General features: G+C 33.9%; 21 protein-coding genes and 4 tRNA genes. 8 read left to right on the top strand and 17 right to left on the bottom strand.

The genetic code is table 11. The features are described 5' to 3' along the window. Window positions 1-42: 42 nt before the first annotated feature. From X927_RS09145 to X927_RS09120, 6 genes are read right to left on the bottom strand one after another with little or no spacing between them, the layout of a single operon-like run. On the bottom strand, window positions 43-1,023 hold the full coding sequence (locus X927_RS09145) for a thiamine pyrophosphate-dependent enzyme (RefSeq protein ID WP_169925229.1): 981 nt from the start codon (window positions 1,021-1,023) through the stop codon (window positions 43-45). Between the two features lie 13 nt (window positions 1,024-1,036). Beyond that, window positions 1,037-2,206, bottom strand: coding sequence for a pyruvate ferredoxin oxidoreductase (gene porA, locus X927_RS09140; protein WP_103065090.1), 1,170 nt, complete (start codon window positions 2,204-2,206; stop codon window positions 1,037-1,039). Window positions 2,207-2,232: 26 nt separating this feature from the next. Next, the gene (locus tag X927_RS09135; protein ID WP_103065089.1) at window positions 2,233-2,535 is read right to left on the bottom strand and encodes a 4Fe-4S binding protein; all 303 of its coding nucleotides are present in this window, start codon (window positions 2,533-2,535) and stop codon (window positions 2,233-2,235) included. Beyond that, entirely contained in the window at window positions 2,528-3,103 is a 576-nt protein-coding gene (locus X927_RS09130; protein WP_103065088.1) for a 2-oxoacid:acceptor oxidoreductase family protein, read from the bottom strand. The genes X927_RS09135 and X927_RS09130 overlap by 8 nt, the downstream gene beginning before the upstream one ends. Window positions 3,104-3,141: 38 nt before the next feature. After that, entirely contained in the window at window positions 3,142-4,770 is a 1,629-nt protein-coding gene (locus tag X927_RS09125; protein ID WP_245855524.1) for a glycoside hydrolase family 57 protein, read from the bottom strand. Next, the gene (locus X927_RS09120; RefSeq protein ID WP_103077753.1) at window positions 4,763-5,542 is read right to left on the bottom strand and encodes a DUF4912 domain-containing protein; all 780 of its coding nucleotides are present in this window, start codon (window positions 5,540-5,542) and stop codon (window positions 4,763-4,765) included. The genes X927_RS09125 and X927_RS09120 overlap by 8 nt, the downstream gene beginning before the upstream one ends. Before the next feature lie 214 nt (window positions 5,543-5,756). Between X927_RS09120 and X927_RS09115 the strand changes: the two genes are divergently transcribed. The 4 genes from X927_RS09115 to X927_RS09100 all read left to right on the top strand — a co-directional run bounded on the left by X927_RS09115 (window position 5,757) and on the right by X927_RS09100 (window position 6,080). Beyond that, window positions 5,757-5,832, top strand: a tRNA-Pro gene (locus X927_RS09115). A 13-nt stretch (window positions 5,833-5,845) separates the two neighbouring features. Further along, window positions 5,846-5,921 (top strand) — tRNA-Gly (locus X927_RS09110). Further along, window positions 5,922-5,997 (top strand) — tRNA-Arg (locus X927_RS09105). 8 nt (window positions 5,998-6,005) lie between these two features. Next, window positions 6,006-6,080: transfer RNA gene (locus X927_RS09100), tRNA-His, on the top strand. 18 nt (window positions 6,081-6,098) lie between these two features. Here X927_RS09100 and X927_RS10285 read toward each other — a convergent pair. Genes X927_RS10285 through X927_RS09055 form a run of 9 tightly spaced genes read right to left on the bottom strand, consistent with a single transcriptional unit; the run spans window position 6,099 to window position 13,894 of the window. Then, window positions 6,099-7,307, bottom strand: a complete 1,209-nt coding sequence (locus tag X927_RS10285; RefSeq protein WP_211287858.1) for a L,D-transpeptidase family protein — start codon at window positions 7,305-7,307, stop codon at window positions 6,099-6,101. Next, window positions 7,240-8,439, bottom strand: coding sequence for a bifunctional phosphopantothenoylcysteine decarboxylase/phosphopantothenate--cysteine ligase CoaBC (gene coaBC / locus X927_RS09090; RefSeq protein ID WP_103077752.1), 1,200 nt, complete (start codon window positions 8,437-8,439; stop codon window positions 7,240-7,242). Before coaBC ends, X927_RS10285 begins: the two co-directional genes overlap by 68 nt. 7 nt (window positions 8,440-8,446) lie before the next feature. Next, entirely contained in the window at window positions 8,447-9,850 is a 1,404-nt protein-coding gene (gene gltX / locus X927_RS09085; RefSeq protein WP_103077751.1) for a glutamate--tRNA ligase, read from the bottom strand. Then, window positions 9,850-10,374, bottom strand: a complete 525-nt coding sequence (locus tag X927_RS09080) for a TIGR00725 family protein (protein ID WP_103077821.1) — start codon at window positions 10,372-10,374, stop codon at window positions 9,850-9,852. Before X927_RS09080 ends, gltX begins: the two co-directional genes overlap by 1 nt. A gap of 5 nt (window positions 10,375-10,379) precedes the next feature. After that, entirely contained in the window at window positions 10,380-11,090 is a 711-nt protein-coding gene (lptB, locus tag X927_RS09075; protein WP_103077750.1) for an LPS export ABC transporter ATP-binding protein, read from the bottom strand. A gap of 12 nt (window positions 11,091-11,102) precedes the next feature. Beyond that, window positions 11,103-11,585 carry an OmpH/Skp family outer membrane protein gene (locus X927_RS09070; protein ID WP_103077820.1) on the bottom strand — a complete coding sequence of 161 codons (483 nt, stop codon included), beginning with the start codon at window positions 11,583-11,585 and terminating at the stop codon, window positions 11,103-11,105. 28 nt (window positions 11,586-11,613) lie between these two features. Continuing rightward, window positions 11,614-12,342 (bottom strand): 23S rRNA (guanosine(2251)-2'-O)-methyltransferase RlmB, encoded by a 729-nt coding sequence (rlmB, locus tag X927_RS09065; protein ID WP_103077749.1) that lies wholly within the window; start codon window positions 12,340-12,342, stop codon window positions 11,614-11,616. Beyond that, the gene (locus tag X927_RS09060; RefSeq protein WP_103077748.1) at window positions 12,315-12,734 is read right to left on the bottom strand and encodes a Mini-ribonuclease 3; all 420 of its coding nucleotides are present in this window, start codon (window positions 12,732-12,734) and stop codon (window positions 12,315-12,317) included. The genes rlmB and X927_RS09060 overlap by 28 nt, the downstream gene beginning before the upstream one ends. After that, the gene (locus tag X927_RS09055) at window positions 12,731-13,894 is read right to left on the bottom strand and encodes a glycosyltransferase family 4 protein (protein WP_245855516.1); all 1,164 of its coding nucleotides are present in this window, start codon (window positions 13,892-13,894) and stop codon (window positions 12,731-12,733) included. Before X927_RS09055 ends, X927_RS09060 begins: the two co-directional genes overlap by 4 nt. A 120-nt stretch (window positions 13,895-14,014) precedes the next feature. Between X927_RS09055 and mutL the strand changes: the two genes are divergently transcribed. Then, window positions 14,015-15,880: a DNA mismatch repair endonuclease MutL gene (gene mutL / locus X927_RS09050; protein ID WP_103077746.1), complete on the top strand. Its 1,866-nt coding sequence runs from the start codon at window positions 14,015-14,017 to the stop codon at window positions 15,878-15,880. A 39-nt stretch (window positions 15,881-15,919) separates the two neighbouring features. Here the strand turns inward: mutL and X927_RS09045 are convergent, their stop codons facing one another. Together X927_RS09045 and X927_RS09040 are read right to left on the bottom strand one after the other, a co-directional pair. Next, on the bottom strand, window positions 15,920-17,431 hold the full coding sequence (locus X927_RS09045; protein ID WP_103077745.1) for a 5'-nucleotidase C-terminal domain-containing protein: 1,512 nt from the start codon (window positions 17,429-17,431) through the stop codon (window positions 15,920-15,922). Window positions 17,432-17,486: 55 nt separating this feature from the next. Further along, window positions 17,487-18,368 (bottom strand): damage-control phosphatase ARMT1 family protein, encoded by an 882-nt coding sequence (locus tag X927_RS09040; protein WP_103077744.1) that lies wholly within the window; start codon window positions 18,366-18,368, stop codon window positions 17,487-17,489. 306 nt (window positions 18,369-18,674) lie between these two features. On the opposite strand from X927_RS09040, the gene rpmH reads away from it, so the two are divergent. From rpmH to yidD, 3 genes are read left to right on the top strand one after another with little or no spacing between them, the layout of a single operon-like run. After that, window positions 18,675-18,809 (top strand): 50S ribosomal protein L34, encoded by a 135-nt coding sequence (gene rpmH / locus X927_RS09035; protein WP_012208441.1) that lies wholly within the window; start codon window positions 18,675-18,677, stop codon window positions 18,807-18,809. Next, window positions 18,809-19,165, top strand: coding sequence for a ribonuclease P protein component (gene rnpA / locus X927_RS09030; RefSeq protein WP_103077743.1), 357 nt, complete (start codon window positions 18,809-18,811; stop codon window positions 19,163-19,165). Before rpmH ends, rnpA begins: the two co-directional genes overlap by 1 nt. Continuing rightward, window positions 19,162-19,431 carry a membrane protein insertion efficiency factor YidD gene (gene yidD, locus X927_RS09025; protein ID WP_103077742.1) on the top strand — a complete coding sequence of 90 codons (270 nt, stop codon included), beginning with the start codon at window positions 19,162-19,164 and terminating at the stop codon, window positions 19,429-19,431. Before rnpA ends, yidD begins: the two co-directional genes overlap by 4 nt. The last annotated feature ends 1 nt before the right edge of the window (window position 19,432 follow it).

Raw genomic sequence — 19,432 nt, 5'->3', positions numbered from 1 at the left:
TTATTTAAAAAAGGGGATAAATTAATATCCCCTTTAAAGTCTCTATATTTTTGTTCTAATAGGTTTATCTTTAGAAATTTCCTCCAAAGCCAACAATCTATCCCATTTAGCATCAACATAATTTTGTAGTTCTTCCAGTATTTCGTTAGCATCTGGCCTTTTCATAAGTTTGCTGTATCTACCTAATTTTGCTACGTAATCTTTTATTGGTTTGAATGTTTTAGGCTTCTTGGTAACTTTGTAAACACCCATATTGTATTCCCATAATGGCCAATACTTAGTTTCAATAGCTAACTTTGTTACTTCTGGACCTGAATCGTCAGGAATTCTCCAAAATCTTACACATGGTGCCAGCATAGCAATGAAGGAAGGCCCTTTGAACTCTAATGCAGCTTGCATTTTTCTCATGAAATCCCAAGGTTCAGAGGTTGCTGCTGTTGCAGCATAAACACCTTCATGACCGGCTACTATATCAACTATACTCTTTTTCAACTGTAACTTCCCTGATATAGATTTACCGACTGGAGCAGTGGTTGAATCGGCACCTGGAGGGGTAGATCCAGATCTTTGGTTACCTGTGTTCATGTATCCTTCGTTATCATACAAAATGTAAACAAAATCGTGTCCTCTTTCTATTGCTCCAGATAATGCTTGTAAGCCTATATCGTAAGTGCCACCATCACCAGCAAATGCTATAAATTTTATCTTATCGTTGTTTATTTTTCCTCTGTTTAGAAGGGATCTATAAGCAGCTTCTGCCCCGGATATTGTTGCAGCAACATTTTCAAAGGCGTTGTGTATATAAGGTACATTCCAAGAAGTAAATGGGTATATTGTGGAAGAAACTTCCAGACAACCTGTGGCAGCTGCCACTACAGGTTCATAACCCATACTTTTTGCAGCCAAAGTAGCCCAATTTGCAACCATCGGAGCATTACAACCCGGACACAATCTATGGCCTTGTGTAAAACCCCAATCATGTGTTTCAACGTATCCTACTATATCTCTAATATTAGGCACAATTATTCACCTCCGATTATTCTCTTAAACCCAAGTATCTTTGTTCATCAGCTATAAGATTACCTTGAAGAGCATCTTCAAATGCTTCTCTTATCATTTCAGGGGTTGTGTCTCTTCCTCCTAAACCATAAACATAAGAACCTAAAGAGGGTCGAGAAGCAACCTCATACAAAGAAGATTTTACTAAGGAATACAAGGGGGCTTCTTTCCCAAAAGACATTGCTCTATCTAAAACAACTACACCCTTTCTTCCATTTAAAACTTGCTGAAACTCTTTCTTAGGAAAAGGAGTAAAGACTTGAGGTTTCACCAATCCAACTTTCTGTCCTTCTTCTCTAAGTTGATCTACAACATATTTTGCTGTAGATGCAGTAGAATTCATAACGATCATTATATAATCAGCATCATCTACTTTGTACAAATCGAGAAAATCGTATCTTCTTCCAGATATCTTTTCGAATTCCTCAAAAACTCCAGGAAGCTCTTTGTAAGCATTTTTCATAGCTTCCTCTTGTTGACGATGATGCTCGAAGTAATAATCAAAAAGATCCAATGGACCATAAGTAACAGGATTTTTTGTGTTTAAAAGAGAGTATTTGGGATTCCAGCTTCCTACAAACTCTTTTACAACTTCGTCATCTAGCATCTCGAAGCTTTCCACTCCATGAGAAGTAATGAAACCATCTAAATTCACCATCACAGGTAACAATACATTCTCTTTTTCCGCCAATTTGGTAGCCATTATTGTAAAATCATAGGCTTCTTGATGGTTTTCAGTAAAGAATTGGATCCATCCAGAATCTCTTACCATCATGGCATCAGAATGATCACAGTGTATATTAATAGGTCCGGATAATGCCCTATTTACAATAGGCATTACTATTGGAAGTCTATAAGAAGCTGCTATATATACTATTTCTGCCATTAATGCTAACCCATTTGCAGCAGTGGCTGTCATAGTTCTAGCACCAGATGCCGCCGAACCTACTACTGCACTCATTGCTGAGTGCTCGGATTCTACAGGAACCATTACAGTATCTACGATGCCATCTGATACAAATCCTGCATAATATTCAACAATCGGTGTTTGAGGTGTTATTGGGTAAGCTGCTACCACATCAGGATTGATCTGCCTCATAGCATGTGCAACAGCAGCAGCTCCAGTAACCGTTAGTTTTACGGGCATATATTTTAACCTCCTTCACATTGTTTTTAAATAAATTCTGATTCGGGTTTCATTTCTATTGCGTTAACTGGGCATACAGCGGCACAAACACCGCAGCCTTTACAATAGTCCAGATTCACTTCTCCCAATTTCATCTTTTTACCATCAAGCCCACCACCTATGGCCATATCTGGACAATAAAGCCAACATTGCATACAGTTAGTACATTTTTCTCTATCTATTATTGGTCTTTGAATCCTCCATTCACCGGTTTTGTACTCCCTTGCGGTGGCAGGTTTATCAATTACACCACCAATAGGGATATCTTTCCATCCTTTCAGCTCACTCACTAAGTTTCACCTCCTGGTAACCTCTCTCTAGTGCTCTAATATTGGCTTTTACCACTTCATCGGAGAACTTTTTGGAGAAAGCAGCCTTGATTTTTTCTTTAACAGCATCTAAAGGTACTATATCGGTAGCTCTTATCAAAGCTCCTATCATAACGGTGTTAGGTATACCTCTTTTTATTTCTTCCAATGCTATGTTCGTCGCAGGTATTACACCGATTCTTCCTTTATACCCCGTTAAATTTCTGACCTCTTCTATGCTTCTAGTTGTGTTGACCAACAACAATTTGTCCTCAGCCAACCCAGATGTTACTTCAGGGTTTTTTAAAAGTGTGTCGTCTATGACAACTACCACATCGGGGGTCTCTATGTTACTTTTAATTCTTATAGGCACATCCGCAACCCTGTTAAAAGCTTTCATTGGAGCACCGGATCTTTCCGCTCCATATTCTGGAAATGAACTCGAAAATTTTCCTGATTCTTCTGCAGCTTCCGCTAAAAATTGAGAAGCACTTTTTGCTCCTTGTCCTGCTCTTGCATGCCATCTTATCTCAAAGTATTTTTCTGGCAAGGTTCTTATCCTCCCTTCATGTAATGATTTTAAATAAATTAGTTTGTTCTATAGTCACTCGAAAATATTGTGTAATCAATATTTCTAAAAATATTATCTATCCATTCATAAAATGAGAGCCTTTTATCGTTAATTTCTTGTTTTTCTAACATTTTCTCCAGATCCAAAAATCTGTTAATATGGCACTTAACCCGATTTTTTGCATATTCTATTGTGGTACCGGTAGTCATAATAAAAGGCCAATCACTAGCTTGTACAAGAAGAACCTCTCTCATCATCTGATTCAAAACCCTTTTTTGTAAATTTGAAGGACACTTAAAAGTATTGGCTTTTTCTATCATTCTTTCAGTTATCTCGTGAATATGCTTATAAATCCAATCGTTTTTCCCATTAAGCCAAACATCATGGTATCCGCCTGCGCCCCAAGATGATTCGTCGGGATAAGTTACTTGAACTTTTTTAATCGCTTGTAAAACCTCAGTAGGTACAGAAAAATCTAAATATTCGCTTTCGCAAGATTGCCTAAAAAGCTCTTCCAAAAATTTCGGACCTTCATACCACCAATGGCCAAATAGTTCAGCATCAAAGGGAGCTACAATTATTGGTTCTTCTTCATCTAAAATTGCCGATAATTTCTTGATTTGCGAAGTTTTCTTACATAAAAAATCTCTGACATGCTCTTTTACAGCGTTTCTGGCTTCTCTAAGATCGTATATTTCTTTTTTGTCCAAGGATAATAATTTATTGGTAATACGATGATATTTTATTCCTGTATTACACCTTGTTCCACTTGGATCTATGTATGGCTTAATGTAATCTTCTTCTCTATCAAAACCAATATCTCTGTAAAATTCTCGATATCTTGGATCGCCAGGATAACCAACTTCAGAACTCCATATCTGCTCACTCGATTCAGGATCTCTGGCAAAAACAAAAACTTTATTTGGGGTGATGATAGGTCTATATACACCATACCTCGGCTTACTGTCTGCATAAGTAAAACCGTGTGTATCAACGAAAAAGTATCGTATATCTTCGTCTGATAAATATTTGTCAAGCCCTTTAAAATAAGCACATTCTGCCAACCACATCCCTTTAGGATGCTTACCAAAATATTTTTTGAAAGTTAACACGGCAGATTTTATTTGAGCCCTAATAGCCTCCGGATATTCCCGATAAAAAGGTAGATATCCATGAGTGCCATTAGATGTTATCACTTCAATGTAACCTTTATCTTTAAATTCCTTGAAAGCTTTTAATATATCTTGATTATATTCTTCAGAAAAAATATCTAAATCTTCTATTAATTCTCCCCTATAATGTTGGGCTAGTTGGTGTATCTTAGGATCTTCATCTTTTGTCCTAATTATCTCTTTTTCGGTTAATTCTATCAAATTTAATAAATATTTGTGATATTTTTCTTTTAAATCATTTAAACTAAACATCTCTATCAACGTTGGAGAGAGGCTTATTGTAAGCTTAAATGGAACATTATCTTTTTCTAAAGATTTAAAAATTTTTATTAAAGGAATATATGTCTCAGTTAAAGCCTCAAAAAGCCATCTTTCTTCCATAAAATTTTCAAAGTCTGGATGGTGAATATAAGGCAGATGAGCATGCAATAAGAGCAAAATTTTTCCTTTTTTACTCCTAATAATTTCAATCACTTCCAAAATTGGTATCACTGAATTTTCTTTTGTTTGTAAATATTGTTTCGCTACTCACCGAGTGTTTTTCAATATTCCAAAGCCCAGGTTCTTCTTTTTTATCTTCTTTGATGATTTTTCCATCTTCTATCAAAAACCATTCTTCTTTATCTGAACTTTTCATGGATGAAGAAGGCGTTGTAATTTCATTTGATTCTATAAAAGGAGTAAACTCACCTTTTTTATCTTTTACTCCAAGGAAAGCAATATAGGTGGAATTATCTTGTGGGAGGTGGAAATAAGTATTGCCGTTTTGGTCTAATTTTAAATCTGTTTCAATAACCTTTTTTTCTGCTCCTAGATTCTCTGTTGATTTTTTTATGATCCTTATAGCAATATTAGAATTTTTTGTTAATTTTTTTAGTTTTTTTCTACTTTTTTCAGAAAAGTTCCAGTAAACATATACCCAGTTAGGATTGACAGGCATTAATTTAAGTTTTTCCCTTTCATACTTTTGAGGAAGCTCTTTTGATTCATTTGATTTTGGGAGCTTTTGTTGATTTTGTAGATTTTTTGCTAATTTTGTATAATCCGAGACTTTCTCAACTCTTTGATTTGAAGATTCTTCTATCCTTTTAATCTCTTTTCTAACTGCCTTTAAAATCTCTTTTTTATTCATATTTCGTTTTAATTTAATACCTAAATTTTTTGCAATATTCCTCAATTCCTGTATTGTAGGCTCATCAACCTTAAAAGTATCTAATAATCTTTTATCCAATTCCTTTACTTCCATGAAGCACCTCCCAAACCTATAGACACTTTAGAAACTCTAAAACTTTATATATAGCGTCCCTTAGCCCCACAACCTGCCTTCTAACGAATTTATTTTTAATATTCAATTCCCTACATAATTGTATCATAAGAAAATTAAATAATTTGACAATAGAGAATTAAATATTGACAAAAGAGATTCCTTGTGATATTATATATTTTGAAAAGTAAGGCAGCGGAGCGTAGCGCAGTTGGGAGCGCGCCGGTCTTGGGCACCGGAGGTCGCTGGTTCAAGCCCAGTCGCTCCGACCATTAACGATTCAATGCGGCCGTAGCTCAATTGGTAGAGTATTGGCCTTCCAAGCCAAGGGTTGCGGGTTCGACTCCCGTCGGCCGCTCCAGCGCCTGTAGCTCAACGGATAGAGCATTGGATTTCTAATCCAAGGGTTGAGGGTTCGAGTCCCCCCAGGCGCACCAAACTTTTGGTGGCTGTAGTTCAGTGGAAGAACGCCTGACTGTGACTCAGGATGTCGTGGGTTCAAATCCCACCAGCCACCCCAGCCATAAGAATCCTAATTTTAGGATTCTTTTTTATTTTCTCCATTGTACACATAAACCTCGGTCCCTAAAGATGCCAAAAAATCTATAACTTCCACATCAAAGTTGAACATTCTTATACATCCGTGAGATATCCTTTTGCCTATTTCCCATGGTTTTGTTGTACCATGAATCCCATATTGAGGGTTTGAGAGTTGTATCCATCTTGTTCCCATTCCATTCATTAGAGATCCGGGTGGTATATATTCATCGTACCAATACAATGCAGGGTCTTTCTCTTTGTATGAAATTCGATAGTAACCGGGCGGTGTATAATCACTCATACCAACCGCAACGATATAAGTTTTTAACAACTGATCATGAAAATATAGGTGCATCTTATTTTGCGAAAGGTTTATTTCTAAGCGTAAAGGACTTTCTTCATATTTAACTCGTCCTATCTTTAAAGCTTGTCCAGGATATATCAAAGAAGGATCTTTTAGATCGTTCATGTTGACCAAATCTCCAGGAAGAACTTTGTATTTTTCAGCAATTTTATATAAACTCTCACCTTTTTGCACGATATGGTAACCATATACTTCATGTCTTTGCTTTGGTTTTAAAACGTTCTCGGTAGCTACAACATTTGCCAATTTCAAAAAGGTGACTTTTCGTTCAAAAAGTATTCCATATCTATTTCTAAAAGTAAAAATAGAGTCATAAAACCCATCTTCAAAGTTACCCAGCAGCCTTAAGAACTCATCTGTACCTTCAAAAACGGTATCCCCCACCTGTACTTTTACTAATTCCAAATCTTCTTCTGGGTAATAATCCAAATAATATTGATAACCATTTTCCACGACAGAGGTGGTTATTTCAACTTCTATATTTGGAGCGAATAAGGATTTTTCCAAAAAATTTGCAAAAAACTGTGAAACATTTTTCCCTACTTTATCTGTAGAGGTTACTAAGAATGAATAATAATCGCCTTTAAAAGCGTTTAAATTAACATAAAAGGAGAAATCACCGTTTTCTTTTTCATACAAGGTTAATTTCTTTCTATCTCCCCCATCATATATGTATACATTTGGTTTTTGCGCAGTATTTATATAACTTTCTAAATTAATTTTCACAATATTTTGAGTTTGATCATATTCAACGGGATACAAACGAAAATAATTTTCAGAAAAAAGTACTGAAAATAAAGTCACAAATATTATTAGCGATAATCCTTTTGTGATTTTTCTCAAGTCGAAGTTCCTCCTTACTAGTAAAAATGGTCACCTCGTTTTCCTCTTTTTCAAACCCTATATCTTCTCTTGAAACATCGTTTAAAACTATCATATCAATCTTTTTTTCTTTTAATTTCTTTATGGCATTCTCTTTTAAGTTCTCTGTTTCCGCAGCGAATCCAACAAGTATTTGACCAACTCTTTTTTTCCTTCCTAATTCTTTTATTATATCAGGATTTTTCTCAATTTCTAGATTAACTATTGTATCTTTTTTTAACTTTTGTTCCGAATAATTTTTTATTCTTACATCGCTTACTGCAGCTGTCATAACTATTATGTCATTATCTTCAAAATGCTCTAATACCCTTTCTCTTAATTCTTTAGCACTTTCTATTCTTATGATTTTTTTTATAATAGATGGTGGTTTTAAGTTGGTGGGTCCAGATATTAAAGTAACCTCAGCTCCTCTGTTTGCAAATTCTCTTGCTAATTCGTAACCCATTCTTCCACTGGATCTGTTTGACAAAAACCTTACAGGATCAATATTTTCAACCGTGGGTCCGGCTGTAACTAAAACTTTCTTATTCATAAAATCCTTTTTGGAAAGTAGGTATTCACTGTATTCTAATATTTCACTATTATCTGGATACCTTCCTTTACCAAATTCTCCGTCTGCTAAGTGACCTTCTCCGGGGTCTATTATATACCAACCATTTTGTTTTAATATTTCTAAATTCCTTTTATTAACGGGATTTTCATACATCCTAACGTTCATTGCAGGAACAATTAGTTTAGGATTTTTCGAATAAGCTAAAGCGGTACAAGAAAGTAGATCATCGGCAATTCCATGTGATATTTTAGCTATTATATTTGCTGTCGCAGGGGCGACGATAAACAGTTCTGCCCATCTAGAAAGCTCTGTATGGGGTATCCAACCGCTTTTAACATCGAAAGTTTCATAGTAAACCTCACAGTTACCTACTGCAGAAAAAATCTGGTCGGATATCCATCTTTGGGCATTTTTTGTCATGATAACTTTTGGATTACATTCAATCTGTCTCATCTTAGAAATTAGATCAACCGCTTTATAAATGGCGATTCCACTCGTTACACCGAGTAAAATGTTTTTCCCTTTTAAGTAAGGATACACAGAGAATTCACCTTCTTGGATTAATATCCAAAGTATTTGAGAATTCCAAAGCTCTTTTTAACCTTTTAATACTTTCATTTTTTCCTAAAATAATTATAGATTCGTACAACCCAGGAGTTACTAACCTCCCTAAAAGAGATCCTCTTATTGTCTGAAAAACATTTTTTCTACCAGTGATATTTAGAGCGGCTATTTCTTTTAAAGTATTTTCTACATTTGCAAGGTCGTACTCATCAATTTCTGAGAGTTTTCTTATCGTTATCTCGATAACTTCTTTAAACCAAGGTTTTTTCATGTATTTTTCGATAAATTCTTCTTCGTATTGGAATTCTTTAACAAAAAAATTTTTGGAAAATTCATAAAGTTGTTTTAATGTTTGAACTTTAGCTCTGGAAACTTCTATGATTTTTTTTACAAAAGAATCTTCATTGTCTATTTTGACGTTTGTATATTTAGCCCAATTGTCAAAACTTTTGTATATTTCTTCAATTGGATCGTTTCTCAAATGCACTTCATTTGTCCATAGAAGTTTAGTGTAATCAAAAATGGAAGGATTTTTTGAAACCTTTTTCAGATCAAATTCCTGGTATTTTTTTGTATAATCAAATATCTGTTCGTTAGCATTCCACCCTAACAAACTCAAGTAATTCAATATAGCTTTAGGAAGATATCCCTCTTTTCTAAAATAAGTAATCGAAACCTCTCCGTGTCTTTTAGACAAAGGAGACTTGTCTTCACCTAAAATCAAAGGCAGATGGGCAAATTTTGGAAGTTCAAATGATAAAGCATTATATATCAAAATTTGTTTGGGGGTATTAGAGATATGATCTTCACCCCTTATAACATGACTTATTTTCATCAGATAATCATCTATCACAACCGTGAAATTGTAAACCGGAATTCCGTTTGATCTTAGAATAACAAAATCATTTATATGAGACGTATCGAATTGTATAGTTCCTCTAATTTCGTCCAAAAAAGATATTTTTTGATCATTATTAACCTTAAACTTTACAACCACAGAATACTCATTGTTTTTTTTATATTTGTCTGGAAGATTATTACCTTCAAAAATTATTTCATCGCTTTTAGTAACTGAAAAATAAGCTTTTTCTTCATTTAGGAGTTGATCTATATAACCTTTGTATATGTCTAGTCTTTCACTTTGCCTATATGGCCCATATTCACCAGGTTTATCAATCCCCTCGTCGTAATCCAAACCTACCCATTTCATTTCTTCTAAAATGGCATCTTCGTACTCTTTTTTGGAGCGTTCCATATCGGTATCTTCAATTCTTAGAATAAACTTCCCGTTATTTTTCTTAGCAAAGTACCAATTAAACAAGGCTGTTCTCAAACCCCCAACGTGTAGATGACCCGTGGGACTTGGAGCAAATCTTACTCTGATCATTAGTTTTTCACCTCTTCAATACCTTTCAAAATTCTTTCCAGTTCATCAATAGACGATACTTGCTTTACCTCTACTAATTTTCTGTTATCAAGAAATTTATCCTCTATCAAAACTTCAGTTATTCTATCTGTCCATCCGCCTGAATTTTTCATTAACAATATCGGTTTTTTGTAAGAATAAGCCCCCAAAATTTCTATAGCTGTGCCAATTTCTCCTCCTATACTTACAACCACATCGACATTTTTTAACAAAACAAAAGAACGCATATTAAGATCCAACCCTGTTTTTATAGGAAAATCCAAATAACCGTTCCCTTCCTGTTCCCAGGGTAAAAAACCAATAACATGCCCTCCCCTATTTTTTACAGCCTTTGAAACTAATTGCATTATTCCATCACGTCCACCGTTCATTAGAACCCAATTATTCTCTGCTATAATTCTACCGACATCATCACAAAGTGAATTTAAAGATTTAATTGGCTCTTTAAAGATGTTTCCGGAATATCCGATAACTCCTACATTCAAACCGATCACCAACCCAAATAACTTTCTTTGACTCTCGCGTCATTCAAAACCTCTTTTGGAACACCCTTAGCTATAACTTCACCCTTGTGTAAAACATAAAGTTCATCAACTACCTGAGCAATTTCATCAATACTGTGATCCGTAACAATTATTGAAATCCCACTTTTCGCAAGTTTTCTAATTATTTGTTGTATATCCTTAACGGTTATGGGATCTATTCCAACAAAAGGCTCATCCAAAAGGATTACCTTTGGATTTGTTATCAACGTTCTAGCAAATTCTAATTTCCTTTTTTCTCCACCAGATAAAGAATAAGACTTTTGGTGCATTAAATTACCCAATCCAAACTCTTCCATTATACTCTTAATTTTTTGATCTGCATCTTCAATCTTAAGAAGATCGGCGATCATTTCAAGATTATCTCTAACAGATAAGTTCCTGAAAACAGACGGTTCTTGAGGCAGATAAGCCAATCCATTCAACGCTCTTTTGTGTATAGGAAGATGAGTTATATTTTGGCCATCGAGGTAAACATCCCCTGAATTGGGAACAACTAACCCTAAAATTATCTTGAAAAGAGTTGTTTTCCCTGCACCATTTGGTCCAAGTAATCCTGTAATTAAGCCGAATTTTGATTGAAATTGAACATTAGCTAACACAATCTTTTTCCCATATGTTTTACTGATGTTTCTACAATCAACAATAACCTTTTCCATAACTATTTATTTTTAATTCTCATTCAAATACTGAATAATTTTTTCGGTTAAATCTAATTCTGGATTGTAATAAACCACACCGTTTTCATTTAAAATCAAATCGTAACCATTTTCTTTTGCATACTGAGCTATCTTTACTGTTACTTCCGAAGCGATGTTTGCCATTTTCTGCTGATACTCATTTTGCAATTCTTGTTGATATTGATTTACACGAGTTTGTAATTGTTGAAGATTTTGTTGCAGTACTTCCTCAGTCGCACCCGAACTCTGTAAATCCTTGAACTGCTGTTCCATTTCATTGATTTTCCCTTGATAATATTTTAGATCGATTTGGTACATGGATTCCAAATCTTTCCATTTGTAGTAACTTTCTACTGTCTTTTCAAAGTTTACATAACCAATTTTGAGATTTGAATCTGTTTGAGAAAATGAAATAACCACGAACAAAATGGTAAATACCATCACAGAAAGAACTTTTCTTGTTGTATTGCTCACAACATACACCTCCATAAAATTTTGAAATTTATAATTGCTTATTAAAAGTTCTTTGTTTTTTTGCTTCAAAAAGTATAATTCCAGCACTAACCGATACATTTAAAGACTCAACGTTGTTAAACATCGGTATGCTTACTAATTCATCACAATGGTTTTTAACGTTTTTTCGAATGCCATTCCCTTCATTTCCAAAAACCAAGCATATGTTTCCTTGCCAATCGATTTCATAATAGGGTTTGCCCTCGACATCTGCTCCATAAACCCAAACATTTTTCTTCTTTAATGTCTCTATTGTATTGGAAAGATTGGTTACTTTAATTATTGGTATCTTAAATATTTGACCAGAAGATACTTTTATAACAACAGGTGTGACTTCAACAGCATTATCTTTTGGTATTATAATGGCATCAACCCCTGCAGCCACCGAAGTCCTTACAATAGCTCCAAAATTATGCGGATCTTGTATTTGATCCAAGATTACTAAAAATAGTTTTTCTTTTCCTTCAATTATATCCAAATTTTCATATTTAAAATCGTTCCCGATATCAATGACGATTCCCTGATGCTTGCTTGTTAAAGCCATCTTTTCCAAAACTTCATTGGGGGAAAAACTGTAAGAATATCCTAAATTTGCAACATCTTCGACGATTTCTTTTAAAGACCCTCTTTCCGTTTTGGAACTACTGAAAAAAATATGCTTTACAGGATAACGAGTCTCAATAATCTCTTTCAATATGTTTTTTCCGTATATATACAATTATCGATCACTCCCAATAATTCCTCGATTCTTGAGTAACTTTTAGTCAAAAAAAGGTATCCAATGACTGCTTCAAATCCTGTAGATTTCCTATAATCATTGTCGTTGCCTCTTTTCTTCGCACCGTTCGAATTTTCCGCTCGTTTGTAATACTGCATTTCTATTGGAGTTAAATGATCTAACACAATATCAACAAACTTTGAATGAGCTTTTGCACTTAAAAAATCTTTTGTTTTTTCATAAAGATCTTTTGTTTTTATCCTGCCATCCTTTAGCAATTTCACCTTGTAAATCAAACCTATAACAGCATCTCCAATATAGGAAAAGTTCTCAATAGGTATTTCACGCAGATCCGCAAGTTGGAGATTTATAATTTCATCGAATCCTTTCATACAGTCAATATCTCCCTTTTATATAGTTCTAAAATCATATCTACACACTTTTCGATGGAATAATTATCTTTAACAAAAATTTTAGCTTTCTTTTTTAATTCTTCGTATGACGATAAATCTTTTAATAATTTAAGTATTTCATGAGAAAAATCATCTTCATTTAAATCTTTGATCATAATTCCACCTGCATCTTCTTGAGAAAGTATATCATAAACACCTAATTTACCCAAAGCGACTACCGGAGTACCAGCAGCCATAGATTCTAGAATAACTAATCCTTGTGTTTCAGTGTACGAAGCAAAAATAAATAAATAAGCTTGTTTGTAGGCATCTATTACCTTTTCTCTTGGTTGTGAACCTGTAAAAATAACATTATCAGCTATGTTTAGCTCCATAGCCAACTCTTCCAATGCTTCTTTTTCAGCCCCTCCACCAACAATAACAAATTTTACCTTTGTTTCCTCTAAAAGTACTTTCTTAAACACCTTCAAAAGAAAACTTATGTTCTTTTCCTTTCCCAACCTACCCACAAATAAAAGAATTTTGTCATCATCTTTTATTTGTGGATATTCTTTTTTCAAATCCCAGTTAATAGGTTTATCAAAAGAAGCTAGGTCTATCCCAGTTGGAATAGTTACAATATGTTGTGAAGGTACACCATATTCAACGAGCGTCTCTTTTATATTGTCTGTAGGAGCGATTATTTTATCCGTTTTTAAACACCAATTTTTTATGATTTTTTGAACAAATTCTGGTTGCGGCCTAACTATCGATGGTAGGTAGTGCAAATAGTAATCATACATAGTATGATGTGTCGCTACATGTTTTAGTTTTAACATACGTGAAACAATTCTTGCAAGAATTCCCATAGAAAAGGGATCGTGAGAATGTATTATATCCAAGTTTAACTCTTTAATTTTAAAAATTTCTGGAGAAAAAGGTAGAGCAATCCTCTGCTCTTTCTCGAAGACAAACTTAACAGCCGGAAATTCAAAGATTTTATCATCGTTCCTTTTATAGTCAAATTTATATTTTGGTACAAATAGATAAACATTGTGTCCTCTTTTTTCCATTTCATCTTTATAGAGTTTTATAGCTGTAGCAACTCCATTTTTCTGCGGTAAATAAGTATCGGAAAACATTCCTATATTCAATTGCATTTCCCCCTTATAAAATTCATACATGTATTATTATAACAAAAATTCACTATTTTTTGAGGTTGAGTTTTTAAAGATGATATAATAATAAATGAACTGTTATACTTTGAAGAGGTGTTTTTTATGAGAATAAAAGTACTTAACCCTGAAGTGGTAATGAAAATAGCGGCTGGAGAGGTTGTATCTGGGCCAAGCTCTGTAGTTAAAGAATTGGTAGAAAATTCTTTAGATGCCCAAGCAGATAATATAACCGTTGAAATACTTGATGGTGGCAAATCGCTAATTAAAGTCGATGATAACGGAATTGGGATGGAAGAAGAGGAATTAGAATTATCTATACTTCCTCATACCACAAGCAAAATTTTCTCCATTGAGGATCTTTATCAATTAAAAACATTTGGTTTTAGAGGTGAGGCCCTTTCTTCAATTTCAAGGGTTTCTAGAATGAAAATGACCTCCAAACCACCTGAAAAAGAAGTTGGAACAATGTTAGAAATATTAGGCGGAAAAATAATAGAAAAAAAGAGGGTTAACTCATCAAATGGAACGAAAATAGAGATTATGGATCTTTTTTTCAACATTCCCGCACGTCGAAAATTTCTTAAAAGTGATTCTTCAGAAGGAAGATACGTTACAGAGATTATAGAAAAGTTTGCTTTTACGAACAACATTAACTTAACGTATATAAGAGACAACAAAGAAATCTACAAATTTTCTTCTGATATGGATCTAATTACAAAATGTTTAAAAATATATCCCGAGTTAAAAAGAGATGATCTCATAGAAATTGAACACAACGACTCATTATGCAAAATATCTGGAGTTATTTCACAACCAAAAGTTGGAAGAAATAACAGAACCGCCCAACACTTTTTTGTAAACAACAGGTATATTAAGGCGGCTTCACTTTACTCCGTTTTGGAAAAAGGTTACGGTGAGATGCTAGAAAAATCAATTCATCCTTATGGAATAATATTCATACAAATACCATCAGATATGGTAGATGTAAACGTTCACCCTCAAAAATTGGAAGTAAAATTCACGGACGAACAAAAGATAGCTTCTTTACTTAAAAAAGTTGTAAGAGAGGCCCTAAAGGAAAACACTCACTTTACGATGGAATTCATAAGTAGTAACGATACCCCTGCTACAAATAATGAAAATTCTTCGTTCTCTGTTCAAAATTTATACAGCAAGAAAGAGCGTTCACAAAAAGTTGATCTTTCACAAAAAACTACGAATGCAGATTATTTTGAAAATACAGACGATTTTTTTAATAACTCTGAAATAGGAGATCCTCAGGAAGGAAATATCCATTTTGATAATAATTATAGACTTTATGAACCGTCAAAAACCTTTGATTTTAAAGGTTTTGAATATCAAAAGAATCAGACGTTTACACCTGTTGAAAAAATTAATTCTTTTGAAAAATTAAGCATTTTGGGCATAGTTGCTGAAAGATATCTTGTCGTCGAAGGTGAAGACAAATTACTTTTAGTAGATTTTCATGCCGCACATGAACGTTATATATATGAAATTTTAAAGGAAAACCTATACGAAAAAGGTGGACTTACTTCCGATCTTCTACTTAACCCTCTTAAAATATCTTTAGACGAAGTAAGAAAAGGAATAATTTTAGAAAACAAAGATCACTTAGAAAAATTGGGTATAAAATTGGAAGAAGAAGATAAAGAAATTATTGTAAAAGGACTTCCTTCCCTTGTGAAAATTGATGACGCTGAAAGATTGATATTCGAGATAGCGGATGATCTAAGAATATCAAATTTTGATCAACAATCAAACATACTTGATAAGAACTTGGCTACTATGGCGTGTAGAGCGGCTGTAAAAACTAAAGATAATCCTACCGGTATGGAAACACTTTTAAACAACATCTTTGAGAAAAAATTACTAACCTGTCCACATGGTAGGCCGATAATGATTCAAATTACATTTAAAACCTTAGATAAATACTTTGGAAGGACTTAAAAAGGGGTGTAGCTTTTTCTTACACCCCTTTTTGTTTGTTTACTTAACTTGATCTAATTCTATCAATCTCTCTTGGGAAGTATAATTTTCAATAGTTCCCAAGTGAGCAATGTATTCACGTAAAGCATCCGCGTCTCTAAAGTATGTATCGTAACCAGGTTTACCTTCAAGCATAGTGTATCCGTCTCCGCCTGCAGCTACATAGTTGTTGGTAACAACTTTATAAGTTTTGTTCAAATCAATGGGTTTACCGTTTATTTTTACGTTTGTAGCTTTTCCACCTTTTATTTCTGCAGTTAGCCCTGCAACATGTAACTTAGCTCCTTGGCCATCAGGAATTGTAGCAGCATAATTTAAAACATCCATTATGTCTTTCCCAGTCAACTCTAAAACGTACAATGTGTTTCCAAAAGGTAAAACAGTCAAAATGTCTCTGTAGGTTATATCCCCTGCTTCAATAGAGGCTCTTATCCCGCCACCGTTCATTAAAGCAACATCCGCACCTGTTTTCCAAATCATGCCATCTGCTATAAGGTTGCTTAGATTCGTTTCGTCACTTCTAACGTGGGCTCGTTCCCCATCGAGATATACTTTTGTCACTCCAACAACCTCATTCAAAGCCTCTGATCCAAGTTGATAAAAAGCATCTGTAAACATTTTTATGAAAGGATCTTCGGGGATATCAGATGTTAGTGGAATTACTTCTCCTCTCCAATCTACTATCCTACCATCATCAATCCATAAATCTATTCTCCCAATGTTCTCTGCATTCTCTCCAGCTTGTGCTACTATAACATTATTGATTACTACAGGTGTTTCTAACAAAGTATGAGAATGTCCGTCTATTATAATATCTACTCCAGATATATTTTCAGCTAACTCATCTGAGGTAGTGAACTCAACAGACAAGTTAGGCCTTCCTCCATCTGCATGATAACCTAAGTGTCCAAGGACTATAACTACATCGGCTTTTTCTTGGACTATTGGAAGATATTTCTTTAAAGTCTCTTCTGCATCCACAATTGTATTCTCGCCTAAATAAATTGGTTCTAAAACTTTCGTTTGTTCAGTAACAAGACCTATAATTCCAACTGAGAAATCACCATAGTCTTTTATGATGTACGGTTCAAAAATTGGTCCTCCATGTTTTTCATCGACAAAATTTGCCCCTAAGAACGGAAATTGTGCTACTTCATATTGTTTCTCAAGCACTTCAAAAGGTTTATCGAATTCGTGATTACCCAAAACCATAGCATCCAAACCCATATAATGTAAAGCCAAAAAGTCAGGAACTGCATCCAACTGATCAGATTCTGGAATCCCTGTATTTACATCACCAGCATGTAGAAAAAGTACTGCTCCACCTTCCTTAGCCACTTCTTCTCTTGCTTGATTTATCAGGGTAGCTGCCCTGGCAAATCCTCCACCATCTTCCGTTCCCCACACATGTGCGTGAGTATCGTTCATGTGGAAAATTACTAAGTGATTAGGCCCTGCAAATACCGATAAAACTAAAACCATAACAACTAAAATGCCTAAGACTCTTTTCATTTTGTTCCCCTCCTTCTGAGTTGGTTTCAACCACACCCTAATTGGGACCAATAACTCAACTTCGCTTAAATATTAAATCTTCTTTGTTCACATCAAGATGTTTCGCAATTTTCGAACATTTAACAACAAAAGAATAATAAATTAATTTTTTTGTATTTTCATCAGCCAAACTTTCAAAGTTAGATTGTCCTTTAGCTATTACAATATCTGCTTCATTGTAGATATTTTTGAAAGATGGACTAACGAAGCTTAAATCGGTGCCCAAATATTCAGATCCACTATCAAAAGGAATAGAAACCTCTTTTAAAAAAATTTGATCGGCATCTTTTTTAGTTGCACATTTGTAAACTGGGCGAGATTTCAAAGCAGAATGAACTATCAAGTTGGGGTTTAATTCTTTCATGACCCTTATAAATAACTTATCAAAAACTATTTCCCCAGCATAATTATGAATAAAAAGCAGGAGCCGGGCATTTTCGATCTCTTTTTTAAATTTTTCTAAATCGTTTATTACTACCCTCTTTGTATTATAAAAATTTTGGATTTCTATCTCCAATTCGCCAAAGGAATTCCCCGAATTGTGGCAAAAAAGCTCTCCCATCAGTGATAATTTGAAGGCAGTATAAAGAGGATCTTTACTAGAAAAACAAAAATCCAATAGATCATCATACACCTCTATAAAAAGTTGGTTTAAGTCAGCTTTTTCTGTACGAAAGTAATCATTTTCACCAAAAACATCATAAAAAGAATCATAAAATGTTTTTACCAAAAAATAAGGTGTATGGGCGGAAGTCACATCCTCGAATGTTGTTAAAATTACCTTTTTGTAATCATCAAAAATGTTATGAAAAGAATCTGAAGAGTTAGTATTAACTTTAGACATTAACTCAGAAGAGTGGTTTAGAAGACAATCGATACATTCATAATCTATATTCATCTCTGTTCACCCCAAGAATTTCTAAATTCCTTACAAAACTACTTTTAATTCTATCATTGTTTAATTAATTTAGTATTAGTTTTGTTTAGTATTTTGTTAAGAAAAATATCCCAAAAAAATTGTTACTTCCCTTTCTTGACATTAAAACATTAAATCATTATAATATATTCGATAGCTTTAACATCAAATATTCAGCTTCTATTGGTTGTATCTGTCTTTAAGGTAGATTAAACAACCTTATCTCAAATACATAGCAATTTTATTTTTAACAAACCATTTAATTTAATTGGATTTGGAGGTGAAAAAATGAAAAGAACATATCAACCATCTAGGATAAAGAGAAAAAGAACTCATGGCTTTTTAGCTAGGAAAAGAACATCAACTGGAAGAAATGTTTTAAGAAGAAGAAGAGCAAAAGGCAGAGAACGTTTAACAGTATAATGGAAGGGCAAACTTTCAAGAAAAAAGAACGCTTACGATTAAAAAGGAATTTCAAAAATGTTTTTGAAAAGGGCGGGCGTTTAATCGACAATAATTTTGTTATAATATACGCGCAAAATACTATGGATTACAACAGAATTGGTATAATTGTGAACAAAAAATTTGGCAACGCAGTTGTTAGAAACTCAGTTAAAAGATACATCAGAGAAATATATAGAACCAACAAAACTTTTTTCCCAATAGGATACGATTTCGTATTCATTCCAAGAAAAGAATTATCCAAAAATTTTAAACGAATAAATTATTCCCAAATGAAAAGTCTTATTTTAAAGTTGGTGAGGAAGATAAGCGAATGAAAAAGTTTGTTCTCAAGATGATAGATTTTTACAGAAAACATATATCGCCTGCAACCCCTCCCAAATGTATTTACTTACCGACATGCTCATCTTATACCTATGAAGCGGTGGAAAAGTTTGGAGTATTTAAAGGTTTGTATTTGGGATTTAGACGTTTTATAAGATGTAACCCATTACACAAAGGGGGCTATGATCCTGTCCCCGAACAGTTTTATTTTTTTGTCCATAAGCAAGGAAAAAACAAACAACACAGAAGGAGTGTATGAC

Source organism: Petrotoga mexicana DSM 14811 (assembly GCF_002895565.1).
GTDB lineage: Bacteria > Thermotogota > Thermotogae > Petrotogales > Petrotogaceae > Petrotoga > Petrotoga mexicana.
This window is presented reverse-complemented; position numbering and strand designations above follow the sequence as displayed.